Source organism: Nocardiopsis sp. NPDC101807 (assembly GCF_044766605.1).
Classification (GTDB): domain Bacteria; phylum Actinomycetota; class Actinomycetes; order Streptosporangiales; family Streptosporangiaceae; genus Nocardiopsis; species Nocardiopsis tropica.
The window spans coordinates 1,057,460-1,073,455 of the sequence record NZ_JBIWMK010000001.1 but is presented as its reverse complement, the minus strand read 5'-3'; the positions used below and the strand labels follow the sequence as shown (position 1 = coordinate 1,073,455).

General features: G+C 74.4%; 12 protein-coding genes and 1 riboswitch. Of the genes, 5 read left to right on the top strand and 7 right to left on the bottom strand.

Features of this window, described 5'->3' with window-relative positions:
- Positions 1–4: 4 nt before the first annotated feature.
- Positions 5–1,330 carry a pyridoxal phosphate-dependent aminotransferase gene (locus ACIRPH_RS04600; RefSeq protein WP_402909109.1) on the top strand — a complete coding sequence of 442 codons (1,326 nt, stop codon included), beginning with the start codon at positions 5–7 and terminating at the stop codon, positions 1,328–1,330.
- 136 nt (positions 1,331–1,466) lie between these two features.
- Here ACIRPH_RS04600 and ACIRPH_RS04595 read toward each other — a convergent pair whose 3' ends face one another.
- Positions 1,467–2,603: a glycosyltransferase family 4 protein gene (locus tag ACIRPH_RS04595; RefSeq protein WP_402909106.1), complete on the bottom strand. Its 1,137-nt coding sequence runs from the start codon at positions 2,601–2,603 to the stop codon at positions 1,467–1,469.
- Between the two features lie 245 nt (positions 2,604–2,848).
- On the opposite strand from ACIRPH_RS04595, the gene ACIRPH_RS04590 reads away from it, so the two are divergent.
- Entirely contained in the window at positions 2,849–3,097 is a 249-nt protein-coding gene (locus tag ACIRPH_RS04590) for a DUF6457 domain-containing protein (protein WP_402909103.1), read from the top strand.
- A 235-nt stretch (positions 3,098–3,332) separates the two neighbouring features.
- Positions 3,333–4,772: an alanine/glycine:cation symporter family protein gene (locus tag ACIRPH_RS04585; RefSeq protein ID WP_402909100.1), complete on the top strand. Its 1,440-nt coding sequence runs from the start codon at positions 3,333–3,335 to the stop codon at positions 4,770–4,772.
- A 115-nt stretch (positions 4,773–4,887) separates the two neighbouring features.
- On the opposite strand, the gene thiD is transcribed toward ACIRPH_RS04585, so the two are convergent.
- The 4 genes from thiD to ACIRPH_RS04565 form a co-directional block, all read right to left on the bottom strand.
- On the bottom strand, positions 4,888–5,694 hold the full coding sequence (thiD, locus tag ACIRPH_RS04580) for a bifunctional hydroxymethylpyrimidine kinase/phosphomethylpyrimidine kinase (RefSeq protein ID WP_402909098.1): 807 nt from the start codon (positions 5,692–5,694) through the stop codon (positions 4,888–4,890).
- Positions 5,683–5,780: riboswitch (TPP riboswitch) on the bottom strand. Its footprint overlaps the gene before it by 12 nt.
- A 105-nt stretch (positions 5,781–5,885) precedes the next feature.
- Positions 5,886–6,584, bottom strand: coding sequence for a DedA family protein (locus ACIRPH_RS04575; protein WP_402909095.1), 699 nt, complete (start codon positions 6,582–6,584; stop codon positions 5,886–5,888).
- A 26-nt stretch (positions 6,585–6,610) separates the two neighbouring features.
- Positions 6,611–7,531, bottom strand: coding sequence for a DUF368 domain-containing protein (locus ACIRPH_RS04570; RefSeq protein ID WP_402909092.1), 921 nt, complete (start codon positions 7,529–7,531; stop codon positions 6,611–6,613).
- Positions 7,532–7,942: 411 nt separating this feature from the next.
- Complete coding sequence (locus ACIRPH_RS04565; RefSeq protein WP_402909089.1) at positions 7,943–9,631, bottom strand: acyl-CoA synthetase; 1,689 nt, start codon at positions 9,629–9,631, stop codon at positions 7,943–7,945.
- Between the two features lie 358 nt (positions 9,632–9,989).
- Here ACIRPH_RS04565 and rocD point away from each other — a divergent pair, with 358 nt between their 5' ends.
- On the top strand, positions 9,990–11,264 hold the full coding sequence (gene rocD, locus ACIRPH_RS04560; RefSeq protein WP_402909086.1) for an ornithine--oxo-acid transaminase: 1,275 nt from the start codon (positions 9,990–9,992) through the stop codon (positions 11,262–11,264).
- Positions 11,265–11,512: 248 nt separating this feature from the next.
- On the opposite strand, the gene ACIRPH_RS04555 is transcribed toward rocD, so the two are convergent.
- Positions 11,513–12,850 carry an SGNH/GDSL hydrolase family protein gene (locus tag ACIRPH_RS04555; protein WP_402909083.1) on the bottom strand — a complete coding sequence of 446 codons (1,338 nt, stop codon included), beginning with the start codon at positions 12,848–12,850 and terminating at the stop codon, positions 11,513–11,515.
- 19 nt (positions 12,851–12,869) lie between these two features.
- Positions 12,870–14,180, bottom strand: coding sequence for an 8-amino-7-oxononanoate synthase (locus ACIRPH_RS04550; RefSeq protein ID WP_402909080.1), 1,311 nt, complete (start codon positions 14,178–14,180; stop codon positions 12,870–12,872).
- Positions 14,181–14,527: 347 nt separating this feature from the next.
- Here ACIRPH_RS04550 and ACIRPH_RS04545 point away from each other — a divergent pair, with 347 nt between their 5' ends.
- Entirely contained in the window at positions 14,528–15,874 is a 1,347-nt protein-coding gene (locus ACIRPH_RS04545) for an adenosylmethionine--8-amino-7-oxononanoate transaminase (RefSeq protein ID WP_402909077.1), read from the top strand.
- Positions 15,875–15,996 lie beyond the last annotated feature (122 nt).

Genomic DNA, 15,996 nt, shown 5'->3' with positions numbered 1-15,996 from the left:
GTCCATGACCGTCACTGTGTCCGCCACCCTTGCCGTCAACGAAGCCCTCGCCGAGAAGCGGCGCCAGGGGGTGCGCGTGCTGCCGCTCGGCTTCGGCGAGGCCGGGCTCCCGGTCCACCCGGTCATGCGCGACCAGCTCTCCGCGGGCAACGGCGCCAACGCCTACGGCCCCGTCGCCGGGTCGGCGGCCCTGCGGGAGGCCGCGGCGGGCTACTGGGAACGCCGCGGACTGCCCACCGACCCCGGCCTGGTCATCGCCGGCCCCGGCAGCAAGCCGCTCCTGTACAGCCTCCTGCTGGAGATCGGCGGCGACACCGCGATCGCCGCGCCCAGCTGGGTCAGCTACGCCGCGCAGAGCCGCCTGGTCGGCCAGCGGCCGATCCTGGTCCCCACGGCCACCGGCCAGGGCGGGGTGCCGCAGCCCGACCTCCTGCACGCCGCGGTCACCGCCGCCCGCGAGGAGGGGCGGACGGTCAACGCCGTCATCGTCACCCTGCCGGACAACCCCACCGGGACCGTGGCCGACGCCGACACCGTCCGCAGGCTCTCCGAGGTGGCGCGCGAGCTCGACCTGCTGATCATCTCCGACGAGATCTACCGCGACCTGGTCCATCCGGCGGGCCCGGGCGAGGACCCCGTCCAGATCCACAGCCCCGCCGAGTACGCGCCCGAGCGCACCGTCATCTCCACCGGCCTGAGCAAGAACCTCGCCCTGGGAGGGTGGCGGATCGGCGTGCTGCGCCTTCCCGACTCCGAGGCCGGCCACCGGCTGCGCGGCGGGCTGCTGGGCGTGGCCAGCGAGATCTGGTCCAGTCCCGCCGCCCCCGTCCAGGAGGCGGCCTCCCACGCCTTCACCGAGCCGGCCGAACTCGTCGACCACATCGACCGCAGCCGCCGCCTGCACGGCATCGTGGCCCGCGCGGTCACCGGGGCCTTCGAGCGCGCCGGCGCGACCGTCGCCGCCCCGCGCGCCGCGTTCTACCTCTACCCCGACTTCGAGCCGGTCCGCGAAAGACTGGCCGCCCTGCACGGCGTGACCACCGGCCCGGCGCTGACCGGACTGCTCCTGGACCGCTTCGGCATGGGCGTCCTGCCCGCCCTCGAATTCGGCGAGGGGCCCGGCGCCCTGCGCATGAGGGTCGCCACCAGCCTCCTCTACGGGGAGTCCGAGGAGCGCCGCTACACCGCGCTCGCCGCCACGGACCCGCTGGCCCTGCCCTGGATCCGCGCCCACCTGGACAGGCTCGACGAGGTCCTCGCCATGCTGCTCGACGCCGCTCCCAGCGCCGTCGTCACGAGGGCCCGGGCCACCGCCCAGACCGTCGGCTAGACCATCCCGGCGCCCGTCCCGTGGAAGGGGGCGGGGCGGGCGCACACTCTTCCGGCCTCCCCCGGACGCTCCTTCCGGGGGAGGCCGGAGCCCTGTCCGGCGCCGGACCGCTCCGGTCCCCGCCGACCGGAGCCGCTCAGGCGGACCGCGCGGCGTCGGTCCCCCGCGCCGCCAGTTCGCGGCTGGGCGTGATCACCGCCCGGTAGTGGCCGATGAGCTGGTCGCCGACCGCCTCCCAGCTGCGGTGCGCCACCGAGGCGCGGGCCCGTCCGGCCATCCTCTCCCGCACGGCCCCGTTGTGGGCCAGGCGCCCGACCGCCACGCGCAGCTCGCGGACCGAGTCCGGCGCGAACAGGAGCCCGTTGTGCTCGGGGACGACCAGGTCCAGCGGCCCGCCCGCGGCGGGGGCGACCACCGGCACCCCCGAGGCCAGCGCCTCCTGGACGGCCTGGCAGAACGTCTCGTCGGCCCCCGTGTGGACGAACACGTCCATCGACGCGTACAGCCGGGACAGCTCGGAGCCCGTGCGCTGCCCGGTGAAGACGGCGTCGGGCAGGCGGCGGCGCAGGCGGGAGCGCTCGGGACCGTCCCCGACCACGACCAGCCTGATGTTGCGCAGGCGGGCCACGTGGGCGAGCAGGTCGACCCGCTTGTCCCGGGCCAGCCTCCCCACGTAGCCCACGACGGTCTCGCCGTTCGGCGCGAGCCTGCGGCGCAGGCCGTCGTCGCGGTGGGCGGGGGAGAACCGGCGGGCGTCGACACCGCGCTGCCACAGGTCCAGCCGGGGGAACCCGCGTCCGGCCAGCGCCTCCATGGCGGCAGAGGAGGGGACGAGCGTGCGGTCGACGGCGGAGTGCGTGCGCTTCAGCAGGGACCAGACGCCGTCGCCGCCGGGCAGGCCGTAGCGCGCCGCGAAGCCGGGGAGGTCCGTCTGGAACACCGCCACCGTCGGGAGGGCCCAGCGGCGGGCGGTCTCCACCGCCGCCGATCCGAGCAGGGCGGGCGAGGCCAGGTGCAGCACGTCGGGGGCGAAGGCGCGGACGGCCGCGGTCATCGTGCGCCGGGCGGGGAGGCCCACGGGGAAGTCCCGGTAGAAGGGCAGGGGGAGCGAGGGCATGCGGACCACGGGGAAGCCCGCGTAGGAGGACGGCCCGGGGCCGGGGGCCAGGACGAGGGCCCGGTGCCCGCGCGAGGCGAGCAGTTCGGCGACCCGGCAGACGGAGTTGGTCACCCCGTTGACCTGCGGGAGAAAGGACTCCGTCACGATCGCCACGCGAAGCGGCTGAGAGGGCTCGGTCGGTGGCATGCGGGGGCTCCCAACGCCGGGGGAAGGCTGGTGCCGACACTAGGACCGCCGGATGAACCGCGGTCCGGCACGGGGGGAACCCCTTCCGAAGCGCAGGCGTGGGCCGGGCGATCGGACGGTGACCCGCCCGCGCGCGCCTGTGGCCGCCCGGTGACGCCCGGATGGCTATGATCGCCTGACGTGACCGCCATCCCTCTCCTAGGAGTCGCCCGGTGACCCTCGTCGAATGGGCGGAAGCCGTCCACCGTGAACTGGAGCTGACCGGTACGGAGCCCCTGGGCAAGGAGGACGTCGACCGCGTCCTCGACCTCGCCAGGGACGCCGCCCACTCCGTGGCCCGCCCCGCCGCCCCGCTCACCACCTACCTGCTCGGCGTCGCCGTCGGCCGGGGCGCCGACCCGGCCCGGGCCGCGGAGGTGCTGAGCAGGCTCGCCCTCTCCCACAAGAAGGACGACTCCTGACCGCTGCCCTCCCCCAGGGGCCCCGCGGTGACCGGGGCGTCCGGCGGGCGGGCGCCCCCGGCCGCGGTGCGGCGGGCACGGGGCGCGGCGGGCAAGGCTTCGCCGCGTGTTGCCGTGATTTCCCTGCGTCACCGCCCGGTGTCCACTAGCGTCGGCACGTCCCTCCGGACCGCCGGACCCCGCCTCGCCGTGCCGGTGGCGCCGGGCCGACGCGCGCACCGAGACGGAGACCCCCGTGGACCTGCTGCTCGACATGGCCGGAGTACTGAGCGGCATCATCTGGGGTCCGCTCGTCCTCCTCCCGTTGCTGCTGGTCACCGGGGTCTACCTGACGATCCGGCTCCGGGCGCTCCAGTTCACACGGCTCGCCCACGCCCTGTGGCTCGCCCTCGTCCGGCGGGAGGAGGTCGGCGAGGGCGTCAGGGGCGACATCTCGCACTTCCAGGCCCTCAACACCGCCCTGGCCGCGACGACCGGCGTCGGCAACATCGCCGGGGTGGGGCTGGCCATCGGGCTCGGCGGGCCGGGCGCCCTCTTCTGGATGTGGGTCACCGGCGTCCTCGGCATGGCCACCAAGTACAGCGAGGCCCTGCTCGGGGTGAAGTACAGGGTCACGGACGAGAGGGGCGAGCAGGCCGGCGGCCCGATGTACTACCTGCGCCGGGGCCTTCCCGGGGGCCTCGGCGTCCTCCTCGGCTGCTCGTTCGCCGTCTTCGGGGCGGTGGCCGCCTTCGGCATCGGCAACGGCACCCAGGCCAACGCCGTGGCCGAGGCGGTCAACGACGCCACCGGCGTCGACCGGCCGATCGTCGGCGCGGTCCTGATGCTGCTGACCGCCGTGGTCGTCCTCGGCGGCATCAGGGGGATCGGCCGGGTCGCCTCCGCCGTGGTCCCGTTCATGATCATCGGCTTCGTCCTCATGAACCTTCTGGTCCTGGCGGTGCACCACGACCGGATCGGCCCCGCCTTCGCGCTGGTCCTCGGCGACGCCTTCACCGGCACCTCCGCGGTGGGCGGGTTCGCGGGCGCCACACTGATGCACGTCATCCGCCAGGGCGTCTCCCGCGGCATCTTCTCGAACGAGTCGGGCATGGGCACCGGCGCCATCGCCGCCGCCGCGGCCAGGACCGACCAGCCGGTCCGCCAGGCCCTCGTCGCGATGACGCAGACCTTCGTCGACACCGTGATCATGCTGACCCTGACCGCGATGATGATCATCACGACCGGGGTGTGGCAGGACACCGGCGCCGCAGGAGTGGAGGGCGGCGACAAGGGCATCCTGCTCACCACCTCCGCGATGGAGGTCGGCCTCGGCCGGATCAGCCCGGACCTGGCGGGCCTGGGCCCCGTGTTCGTCACCTGCGCGGTGGTGGTCTTCGCCTACACCACCATCCTCGGCTGGGCCTACTACGGCGAGAGGTGCGTCGTGTACCTGGCGGGGCGCGCGCTCGTCGTGCCCTACCGGCTGCTGTTCATCGCGTTCGTCTACGTCGGCGCCACGGCGCAGATCGACGCGGTGTGGCTGTTCAGCGACATCGCCAACGGGCTCATGGCCCTGCCCAACCTGATCGGGCTGCTCCTGCTGTCCCCGGTGGTCGTCGCGGAGACGAGGAAGTTCTTCGCCCACCCGGACTGGCGGGACCCGGACGCGGTCATGGAGCCCGTACGGGGGTAGCGGTACGGCCGGCGGCCCACCGCGCCCCGGCCGCGGCCCTCGCGGACGGGCCGCACCGCCGGGGCCGGGCCTCACCGGGGAGGGCGCCGGCCGCGCCCTCCCCGGTCGGCGGGCCCTACTTCCACCAGGCGTGAAAGTGGTGCACGGGCCCCTGTCCGCCTCCGGCGTCGATCTCGTCCGCCCGCCGGAGCGCCTCGGTCAGGTAGGCCTTGGCGTCGCCCACGGCGGAGGCCGTGTCCGGCCGCTGCGGGAGCAGGGCCGCGATCGAGGAGGACAGGGTGCACCCCGTGCCGTGCGTGTTGCGGGTGCGGACCCTCGGCGAGCGGAACTCGACCGGGGCGGAGTCCCGGGTCACCAGGATGTCGACGCAGTCCTCGCCGGCCAGGTGGCCTCCCTTGAGCAGGACCCCGCGCGGACCGAACTCCAGCAGGCGGAGGGCCTGGTCGTGCATCGCCGCCAGGTCGGCCGCCTCCGGCTCGTCCAGCAGGTCGGCCGCCTCGGGGAGGTTCGGCGTGACCAGGTCCGCCCGGGGCAGCAGCCGGGTGCGCAGCGCGTCGACGGCGGAGGGTTCCAGCAGCCGGTCGCCGCTCTTGGCCACCATCACCGGGTCCACCACCACGCGGGGCAGTCCGTGGCGCCCGATCGCCTCGGCGACGGCCTCGGTGACCTCGGCCGTGCCGAGCATGCCGACCTTGACCGCGTGCACCGTGGCGTCGGAGAAGAGGGTGTCCATCTGGTGGGCGACGAATTCGGCGGGGATCGGGTGGACCCCGGTGACGCCGCGCGTGGACTGGGCGGTGAGGGCCGCGACCACGGTCATGCCGAAGGCCCCGTGTGCGGAGAAGGCCTTGAGGTCCGCCTGGATCCCGGCGCCCCCGCTGGGGTCGCTGCCGGCGATGGACACGATGTTGTACGCGCTCATGGGCGTTCCTTCGCTAGTACGAACTAGGGCAGGTTCGACGGGTGTGCTCTCAGCCGGTGGACCCACCGGCACCCCGCGCCGTCGGGGCCGCCGCGTGGGCGGCCCCGCTCAGTGTGCGGCCGACCCGAGGGGGTCGGCGTATGTGTTCCGGGCGTGCGGGCCCGAGGGGCCCGTACGGCTGCCGGCGCCGTTCAGAGGGTGGGTGCGTTGTCCGCGGACCGGGCCTTGAGCAGCTTGCGGACGCGGGCGATGACGAACCACAGGAACAGCAGGGCGATGATGACGAGCACGATGTTGCTGATGAGGCCGCTCCACTGCACCAGGATCGGCTTGATGGCCGGGCCGAAGGCGTAGCCGAGGCCGATCCAGATCGAGTTCCAGACGGCGGAGCCGATCACGGTGTACACGGAGAACTTGAGGATGGGCATCCGCTCGATGCCCGCGGGGACCGAGATGAAGCTGCGCACCAGTGGCACGCACCGGCCCAGGAGCACGGCGAGGCCGCCGAAGCGGGCGAAGAAGCGCTCGGCCTTGTAGAAGTCCTCGACCTCCAGCAGGGGGGTCTTCTCCACCAGCCACTTGGTGCGGTCCCGGCCCAGCAGGGCGCCGATCGCGTAGAAGCCCCAGGCGCCGACCAGGCAGCCGATCGTGGCCCACAGGATGGCGAGCCAGACGTTCATGTGCCCGTCGTAGGCCAGGAAGCCCGCACCGGGCAGGACCGCCTCGCTCGGCATCGGGGGGAAGAAGGTCTCGATGAACAGGGCCACGCCGACGCCGGGCTCGCCCAGGGTCGTCATCAGGCTCAGAACCCAGCCGATGAAGCCCTCGTACTCGTGGACGACCTCGCCTTCCATCGCCAGGTTCGACGCCGTCCACAGATTCGCTGTCATGAGAAGTGGCTTTCCGTTCTTTCCGGTCAGACGCCGGTCGGGACGTGGGCGGCCTCGGCCCGCGAGCGCTTGCGGCGCTCCCAGACGATGGCGGCGGTCACGATCACGAAGCCGGCGACGATGAAGACGACTGTCACGGGGACGTCGGTGGGGGTGACGACCTCGCGGGACTCGGTCTGCCACGGCCACAGGGCGCGCAGCGAACCGGCCATGAGGCCGGTGAGTACAACGAGGGTCATGTGGTGAAAGTTCTCCAGGAGGTGCTGGAGCAACTTCACGAACAGGGACAGGCCGGTGAGCATGCCCAGGGCGAAGACCGCCAGGTAGGCGATGTCCAGGTCGCCGACCGCGCTGATCGTCGGCTCGTAGAGCCCGAGGGTGAGCAGGATGAAGGAGCCGGACAACCCCGGCAGGACGAGCGCGCAGACGGCCACCGCGGCGGCGAGGAAGACGACCGCCGGGTGGGTCGGCAGGTTGGCGCCCGGCAGCCCGGTGAGCACGAACGCCGCTACGGCGAACACCAGCGCCACGGCGTAGTGCCCGGCCCTCCAGGGGCGGCCGGCCCCGGAGTAGGGGATCCACAGGCACGCCAGGACGAGCCCGAAGAACAGCGCGTAGGCGTACTGGGTGTAGGCGTCGACGAGCGGGGCCAGGAGGAGGGCGGCCAGGACCAGGAACACGGCCATGCCGACCAGCGCGGGAACCAGAACGCCCCAGTCCACCTGCCGGAACCGCTCCCGCGCGCGCTCCCCGCCGCGCCCCCGGGGGACGTCCGCGACGTACCTCCTGATCCCGCTGACCACGTGGCCGGCGCCCCCGATGAGCTCGTCGTAGAGGCCGACGATGAGGGCGACGGTCCCGCCGCTGATGCCGGGAAGGGCCTCGGAGGCGCCCACGGCGCCGCCGCGCACCGCGTCGAGGAGGTAGGAGCCTGCGGAATGGGCCATCTGGATAGTTGGACGCGGCCCGGGGAACCCGGGAGAAATGCGCCTTCCTCCGTCCTAGGTGTCTCGCCCGTGCACGCGAATGCGCGACGGGAGGGGGATGAGGCGAAAAGGAGACTGTCCGAATCGGCCGGAGAGTGCGGCCGTCGGGTTCTACGGTACAAGGGGCGGAGGCCGCTGTGGGCAGGCGCTGGGGAGAGTTGTGGACGACCGTACCCCGCCCTGAGCCGTCACAGCGAGGTCTGACAGAACCCCTACGTGGCCTTTGTCCTGGAATGTCGTAATTTTCGGCCCTGGGGAAGGGTGACTGGATAGCATCCGAAAACTGTGCTTCGTCTCAGTGACAGGGTGTGGTCTTCCACAGGGCGGACACCGTCCCGGCCCTCGCGCCGAGGGCTCCGCGGACCGCGGCCGTCAGTACCGCAGCGGGCTCGGGCGCGGGGCCCCGCCCTCGTCCCGGGCCACCGACGCCGCCCACCGGTAGTCCTGCTTGCCGACGGCCGTGCGCCGCACCCGGTCCACGAAGTGGACGGTCCTCGGCACCTTGAACCCCGCCAGGCGCACGCGGCAGTGGTCCAGCAGGGCGGACTCCTCCAGGAGGGCCCCCGCGGCGAGGGAGACCAGGGCCGTCACCCTCTGGCCGAGCCGCTCGTCCGAGGCGGGCACCACGATCGCGTCCTCCACCGAGGGGTGCGCCTTCAGGGCGGCCTCCACCTCCTCCGGGTACACCTTCTCCCCGGCGGTGTTGATGACGGCGCTCCCGCGTCCCAGGAGGACGATCGACCCGTCCACGGCCCGCGTCCCGAAGTCGCCGGACAGGGCCCAGCGGCGTCCGTCGGCGTCGGTGGGGAAGGTGCGGGCCGTCGTGATGGGGTCGTTGTAGTAGCCCAGCGGGATCCGGCCGGTCCGCGCGATCCGGCCGACCTCGGGCGAGCCCGGCGGGAGCGGGCGCAGCGCCTGGTCCAGCACCGCGATGCTGCCGCCCATCGTGAAGCTGCGGGCGTCGGCGGCCCCCTCCAGGGACCCGGGGCCGTCCGGCCCGCCGCTCCCCTCCGCGGCGGTCGCCGAACCGCACACGCCCGTCTCCGAGCCCCCGTAGGAGTCGGCCAGGGCGACGTCCTCGCGCCAGGCCCGCCACAGGCCGCGCACCTGCGGGGTGAGCGGTGTGCCGCCGGAGCGGACGGCGGTCAGGTCCGGGCACAGGCCGGGTTCGGTGAGCAGGTGCCGGGCCAGCGGGCGGGCCATGGCGTCGCCCACCAGCTGGACCGTGTGCACGCCCTCCCGGTGCGCCGTCTCCAGCACCCGGTCGGGTTGGAAGCTGCGGTCGGTCGACAGCACCACCTGCTTGCCGCACAGCAGCATGCTCAGGGCGTTCCACTGCCCGGCGGCGTGCATGAGCGGCCCCAGCACCAGCATGCGCTGGGGGAAGCACCGGGCGGCGCGCCCGGCCACGTCGTCCAGGGTCCGGGCCCGGGGCGCCCCGGGGGAGCGCCGCTCCAGGGCGGCGCGGAAGATGTCGGCCTGCCGCCACAGCACCCCCTTGGGGTAGCCGGTGGTGCCCCCGGTGTAGAGCAGGTAGTGGTCCTCGCCGCTGGTCGGAGGAAGGGCCGTGCCCTCCGGCGCGGCGGCCAGCGCCTCCTCGTAGCCGACCCCCTCGGCGGAGCGCACGGAGCCGTCGGCGACGAGCACCACGTGGCGGAGCCGGGGCAGGTCCGGGAGCACCGCCTCGACCGTCGACGCCAGGGAGTCCTCCGCGATCAGCGCGACCGCGTGCGAGTCGGCCAGGACGTGCCGCAGCTCGCCCGCGACGTAGCGGTAGTTGACGTTGACCGGGACCGCTCCCGCGCGCAGGACGCCGAGGAAGGACTCCACCCACTCGGCGCGGTTGAAGGCCAGGATCGCGACGTGCTCGCCGCGGCCCACGCCCGCGCCGACCAGGTGGCGGGCGAGGCGGACGGAGCGGTCGTGCAGGGCCCGGTACGTGAGGCGCCGGGGCCCGGCGACCAGGGCCGTCCGGTCGGGGACGGCGTCGGTGACCGCGGCGAGCAGCGCCGCGAGGGAGAACGGGGCGTCGGCGGACGCCGGGGACACTGCGGTGGGCACGCCCGACCTCCCATCGGTCGACGGGCCGTCCACGGCGGAGGGGCTCGCGGCGGCACTGTGGCTCGTTGGTGCGACGGTACCCCTCGGGGGAGGAGCCGATCGCCGTCGGGGCTGTGGAGCGCGTCACCCAGGGTGTCGTACCAGGTCACCACGGATGGAAGGGGGGCCGCTCAGGGGGTCCGGAGGGGATTTTCCGGACGGGTTCCGGACCCCGCCGGAGATCTGTGATACGCCTCACCCCTTGTGGGGTCGCCGGATCATCTGCTCAACTCGTGGGGACCTCCGCCGGAGGGCTCTACAGGGCCGTCCGGTGGGTATCTACTGTCTGACATCGGTCAATGGTGATCGGAGCGGCTAGATGGACACCACCCAGAACCTGGGCCAGCAGGACTCTGCCGGAAACCCCGGCGGACAGGGATTCTCCAGCGCCGAGCACATCGCGCTGGCACAGGCGCGATCCGCGCACAACTACTCACCCCTCCCCGTCGTGATCGCCGAGGGCCGCGGCGCCTGGGTCACGGACGTCGAGGGAAGGAAGTACCTGGACTGCCTGGCCGGATACTCGGCCATGAACTTCGGCCACCACAACCCCGAGCTGCTGGCGGCGGCGCACCGGCAGCTGGACCGGGTCACGCTCACCAGCCGCGCCTTCTACAACGACCAGTTCGGCCCCTGGGTGAGCGCCCTCGCCGACATGGTCGGCAAGGAGAAGGTCCTGCCGATGAACACCGGCGCCGAGGCGGTGGAGACCGGCATCAAGGTGGCCCGCAAGTGGGGCTACGAGGTCAAGGGCATCCCGGAGAACCGGGCGACCATCGTCGTGGCGGGGGCCAACTTCCACGGCCGCACCACCACGGTCATCTCGTTCTCGTCCGACCCGGAGGCCAGGACGGGCTTCGGTCCCTACACCCCGGGCTTCCGGTCGGTGCCGTACGGCGACGCCGCGGCCGTCGAGGAGGCCGTCGACGACACCACGGCGGCGGTCCTCATCGAGCCGGTCCAGGGCGAGGCGGGCGTGATCGTGCCCCCTGCGGACTACCTCCCCCGGGTCCGGGAGATCTGCGACGCCAACCGGGTGCTGTTCATCGCGGACGAGGTGCAGTCCGGTCTCGGCCGCACCGGCACCGTCCGCGCCTGCGAGCACAGCGGGGTGGTCCCCGACGCCTACCTGTTCGGCAAGGCGCTGGGCGGGGGCATCCTGCCCGTGTCGGCGATGGTCGCCGACGAGGACGTGCTCGGCGTGATCCAGCCGGGCCAGCACGGGAGCACGTTCGGCGGCAACCCGATGGCCGGCGCGGTGGGGTCCGCGGTCGTCCGCATGCTCACCGAGGGGCCCTACCTGGACGACGCGCGCCGCCTCGGCGAGGTGCTCAAGCGCCGCCTGAAGGAGTTCGTCGGCAACGGGGTGGTGTCCGCGCGCAGCATCGGCCTGTGGGCGGGCATCGACGTCGACCCCGGGCTCGCCTCCGGCAAGGAGCTGTGCAAGCGCCTCGCCGAGCACGGCGTCCTGGTCAAGGACACCCACGGTTCCACGGTGCGCATGTCGCCGCCCCTCGTGATCAGCGAGGAGGACCTCAACTGGGGTCTGGACCGGTTCGGCGAGGTCTTGGAGGAGCTCAGGGCGGAGCGGTAGCGGACCGGCCGTGGGGGGCTCCGCCGTGACGAGGCCCCCTCCGGCCGGCGCCCGCCGTGCCCGGTGCGGTGACCGGCGGTCGCCCGGCCCCGGGCCGACGGCAGGGACGGGCCCGTCGACCGGACCCGGCCCCACGCCCCCTGCCGGTCCGAGGCCGAGGGGCGGGAGGGGGCACAGGGCGGCCGCACCACCGGTTCCGCCCCGCCGTCGACGGCCCTCCCGCGTCACCAACCCCCGGACCGGTACGGCTAGGGCGCGTCGGCCTCGTTGGCCGGCGACCCGGAGGGCTCCGGGACGCGGGCCGGGTCCAGGGGACCGCCCAGCTCCGTCATCAGCTGTTCCGGGTCGACGTCCTCCAGGGTCTCCCGGGACACGTACAGGGTGCGTTCGGGCCCTTCCAGGATCTGGAGGCGCACGCGTTCGGCGATGGACATCTGGCCCTGGGCGGTGGGGTGGAAGCTGGCCCGGTCCACGCGCAGGCCCTCTCCCAGCTGGCCGAGCACGATGCCGTTCAACCAGGACTCCTCCGCGCTCACCTCGTACCCGTTGAGGGCGGAGAAGGTGTTCACGTACTCGACGCTGCCGGTGCTGCGACCGCCGTACACCTCGCCGTCCACCGCGTAGACCCCGTCGCGGATACGCTCGTTGAAGCGCTGGGCCAGGGAGTTCAACCAGACCTGGTCGCTCACGGTCAGCGTGTAGTACATGCCCGGGGGCTCCTCGGGGAACAGCCGGGGGTACCCCAGCACGAGGACGCGGGCGTCGGGCGCGCGGTCGCGGATCTCGCCGAGCACCTCGGCGAGGGTCTCCTCGAAGGCGTCCATCCGGCGCTCCAGGTCCTCCTCCTGCTCGACGCAGACGCTGCTCTCCAGCAGCGGCATCCGCACGATGCAGGTGCGCAGGACGGGGGTGAACCCCAGGTCGTTGCCGCCGATGCCGAGGGTGACCAGGGACGTGTTCTCGGTGACCCGCTCGATCTGGGACTCGGGCGTCCCGATCTGGCCGAGCATGTCCTCGCCCTTGTGGGTGCTGCACGCGTAGAAGGCCAGCGAGCCCGCGAAGTCGAACTCCTCACCGATGACCTTGGGGTAGGCGTTCTCGGAGCGCCAGCAGCCGCCCGGCTCGGCGGTGGCCGGGTCGTAGTCCCCCGCGCCGTCCCCCGAGGAGTAGGAGTCGCCCAGGGCCACGTAGTTCCCCCACAGCGCGGCGTCCTCCGGTTCCATCCGGACCCGCCAGTCGGACTCCTCGTCCTCGGTGATCGGGGGGAGCTCCTCCCCGGGGCACACGCCGCCGGTGGCGTCGCACCAGAGCCCCATCAGCCCCTCGCGCGTGGCGGGCACGGTGAGGGCGACGACCAGGGCGAGGACGAGCACGAGGGAGACGGCGACCGCGGCGCGGGCCCCGCGCCGCCGTGCGCGCGGACCCGAGGGGCCCCCGCCGCCCGCGCCCGGGGAAGCGTCGCCGGAGCCGTCGGGGGAGTCGCCGTCCCGGGGGTCCGGGCCCCCCGCGGGGCCGGTCCCCCCGACGGCGGAGGGATCGTCGGACACAGGTTCCGGCGTCTGCGGGTCCTCACCACGTGCTGACACGGCCGATACCGCCTCCCGCCTACCGGACGGCTCCTGATTCCCTCCGCCAGGGTACCGGGGGGCGGGTGGATCCGACGACCGCCAGCACGCGGTCGAGGTCGCCGTCGCCGAGTGTCGCGCGGGCGGTCAGCCGCAGCCTGGACCTGCCGTCGGGGACCGACGGCGGGCGGAAGCACCCCACCCGCACCCCCTCGGCGAGGCACGCGTCCCGCCACGCCACCGCGGCCTCGGGAGAGGGGGCCCCGACCGACACCACGGCGGCGTCGGGGCGGCTCGCGTCGAGGCCCCGCTCGCGCAGCCCCTCGGACAGCCGCCGGGCCCGGTCACGGACCGCGGCGGCCCTCCCGGGCTCCGCGACCAGCACCCGCAGGGCCGCCAGCGCCGCTCCCGCCGAGGCCGGGGCGAGACCGGTGTCGAAGACGAAGGTGCGGGCGGTCTCGACCAGGTGCCGGACCACGCGCCGGGGTCCGAGGACCGCCCCGCCCTGCGCGCCGAGGGACTTGGAGAGGGTCACCGACACCGCCACGTCGTCCGCGCCCCGCAGGCCGGCGGCGGTCGGCGTCCCCCGGCCGCCCGGCCCCACCACGCCCAGCCCGTGCGCGTCGTCCAGCAGGAGCGCAGCGCCGTGCCGGCGCGCCGTCCGGGCGAGCGCCGCCGCGTCGGCGAGGTCGCCGTCCACCGAGAACACGGTGTCGCTCAGCACCAGCGCGCGGCCCCGCGTCCGGGCGAGCGCCTCCGCCGCCCGGTCCGGGTCGGCGTGGTCGAAGAGGGCGACCCGCGCTCCGGAGGCCTTCGCCAGCCGCGCCGCGTCGACGAGGGAGGCGTGGTTGTACCGGTCGCACACCAGCAGGGGCGGGTCGCCGCCGCCGTCGCGGGAGGCCAGAGCGGTGACCATCGCCAGGTTCGCCGTGTACCCGGAGGAGAACACGAGGGCGGACTCCGTGCCGTAGAAGGCGGCGAGCCCGCGCTCCAGCTCCTGGTGGAGCTCGGTGTCGCCGGAGACCAGGCGCGAGCCCCCGGAGCCCGCGCCCCACGCACGGGCCGCGTCGGACGCCGCGCCGACCACGTCGGGATGGCGGAGCAGGCCCAGGTAGTCGTTGCCCGCCAGGTCCAGGAGGCCGTCGTCGGCGGCCCTGGGGGAGGTGCGCCGGGACAGCCCGGCGGCCGAGCGGAGCCGGGCCGCGCCGTCCAGCCAGCCGAAGGGGTGCCGGGGGGACGCGGCGGAGGAGGGTCCGGAGCCCGTGCGCACCGGGGCCCCGGCCGGGGAGGGCGGGCGCCTGGCGCGCAGGGTCCAGGGGCGGCGGTGCGGTGCGGCGGCGGTGCGTTGCATGCGCGCGGGCTCCTCGGTGCGGTGGTCGGTGCGGGTCACACTCCGGTGGGGGCGGGGGGAGGCGGACGGGCGGTCCCGGGGCGGGTCGCGCGCCCCGGGGCCGTCGTGCCGGGCGGTGCGGCCGGGCCGCGGCCCGGCCGGGACGGCGGAAGGGCCTCCCGGGAGGGACCGGCCCAGCGGCGGCCAATTCCGCTGGGGCGGTCCGGTCCTGCGTGCCAGGGAGGCGTCTACGACTCTGCCCGTCCTCGGGTCCGACCGTCACCGGCGGAAGCCCACAAAGTTCCGCGCGGATTCCTGGCGGGACGGCACGGGGGCGCCCGCCCGACCCGGGTGAACAATGGGGCACCATGAAGCGCACGGACACAGGAGCGGTCCGCCCGCGGACCGGGTTCGGCCCCCGCCGGGTCAGGGACGCCGACACGGCGCACCTGTGGCACCCCTACTCCGCGGTGCCCCCGGCCGAACCGCCGTACGTGGTCACCGCGGCGGAGGGGACCCGGCTGACCCTGTGGGCGGACGGGAGGACCCACCGGGTGGTCGACGGGATGGCGTCCTGGTGGTCGGCGATCCACGGGTACCGCCACCCCGTGCTCGACGCGGCGGTGCGGCGGCAGGTGGACGCGTTCAGCCACGTCATGTTCGGGGGGCTCACGCACGGCCCGGCCGCCGAGCTCGCCGAGGCGCTCGTGGGGATCGCGCCGGAGCCCCTGGAGCACGTCTTCCTCGCCGACTCCGGGTCGGTGTCGGTGGAGGTCGCCATGAAGATGTGCCTCCAGTACCACCGCTCGTCGGGGAGCCCGGAGAGGCGGCGGTTCCTCACCTGGAGGGGCGGGTACCACGGGGACACGTTCCACGCGATGAGCGTGTGCGACCCCGACGGGGGCATGCACTCCCTGTGGGGCGACCTCCTGCCCGCCCAGGTGCACGCGCCCGCGCCGCCCGGCGGGTTCGACACCCCTCCCGACCCCGGCTACGTGGAGGAGTTCGAGCGGATGGCCGCCGAGCACGCCCGCGAGCTGGCCGCGATCATCGTGGAGCCCGTGGTGCAGGGCGCCGGGGGGATGCGCTTCCACCACCCGGGCTACCTGCGTGAGCTGCGCAGGATCGCGGACGAGCACGGGCTCCTGCTGGTGTTCGACGAGATCGCCACGGGCTTCGGCCGCACGGGCGAGCTGTTCGCCGCGGACCACGCGGGGGTGGCCCCCGACGTGATGTGCCTGGGCAAGGCGCTGACGGGCGGTTACCTGACCCTCGCCGCCACTCTGTGCACGGGGCGCGTGGCCCGGGGGATCGCCGAGGGGGAGGTGCCCGTCCTCGCCCACGGCCCGACCTTCATGGGCAACCCGCTGGCCTGCGCGACGGCCGCGGCCTCGGTGGACCTGCTGACCGGGGGCGGCTGGAGGGGTGACGTGGCACGGATCGGGGCCGGTCTGCGCGCGGGCCTCGCCCCGCTCGCGGGGGTGCCCGGTGTGCGGGAGGTGCGGGTGCTCGGCGCGATCGGGGTGGTGGAGCTGGAGGCTCCCGTGCGGGTGCGTGAGGCCACGCGCGCCGCGGTGGAGGCAGGGGTGTGGCTGCGGCCCTTCCGCGAGCTCGTGTACGCCATGCCCCCCTACACCTGCACCGCCGGGGACGTGGCCGTGGTCGCCGCGGGGATGGTCGCCGCCGCGGAGGCCTCCGCCGCCGGCGGGGCGTGAGCGGAGGCCGGCCCCGGCGCGCCGGGCGGGGGCCGTGCTTGGGCTCCTCCTCTCGGGGAAGAGAGCGGGTTCAGGATGATCGGGGACGGGAGGAAGGGTGAGGGGTCGCGTGGGCCGAGACG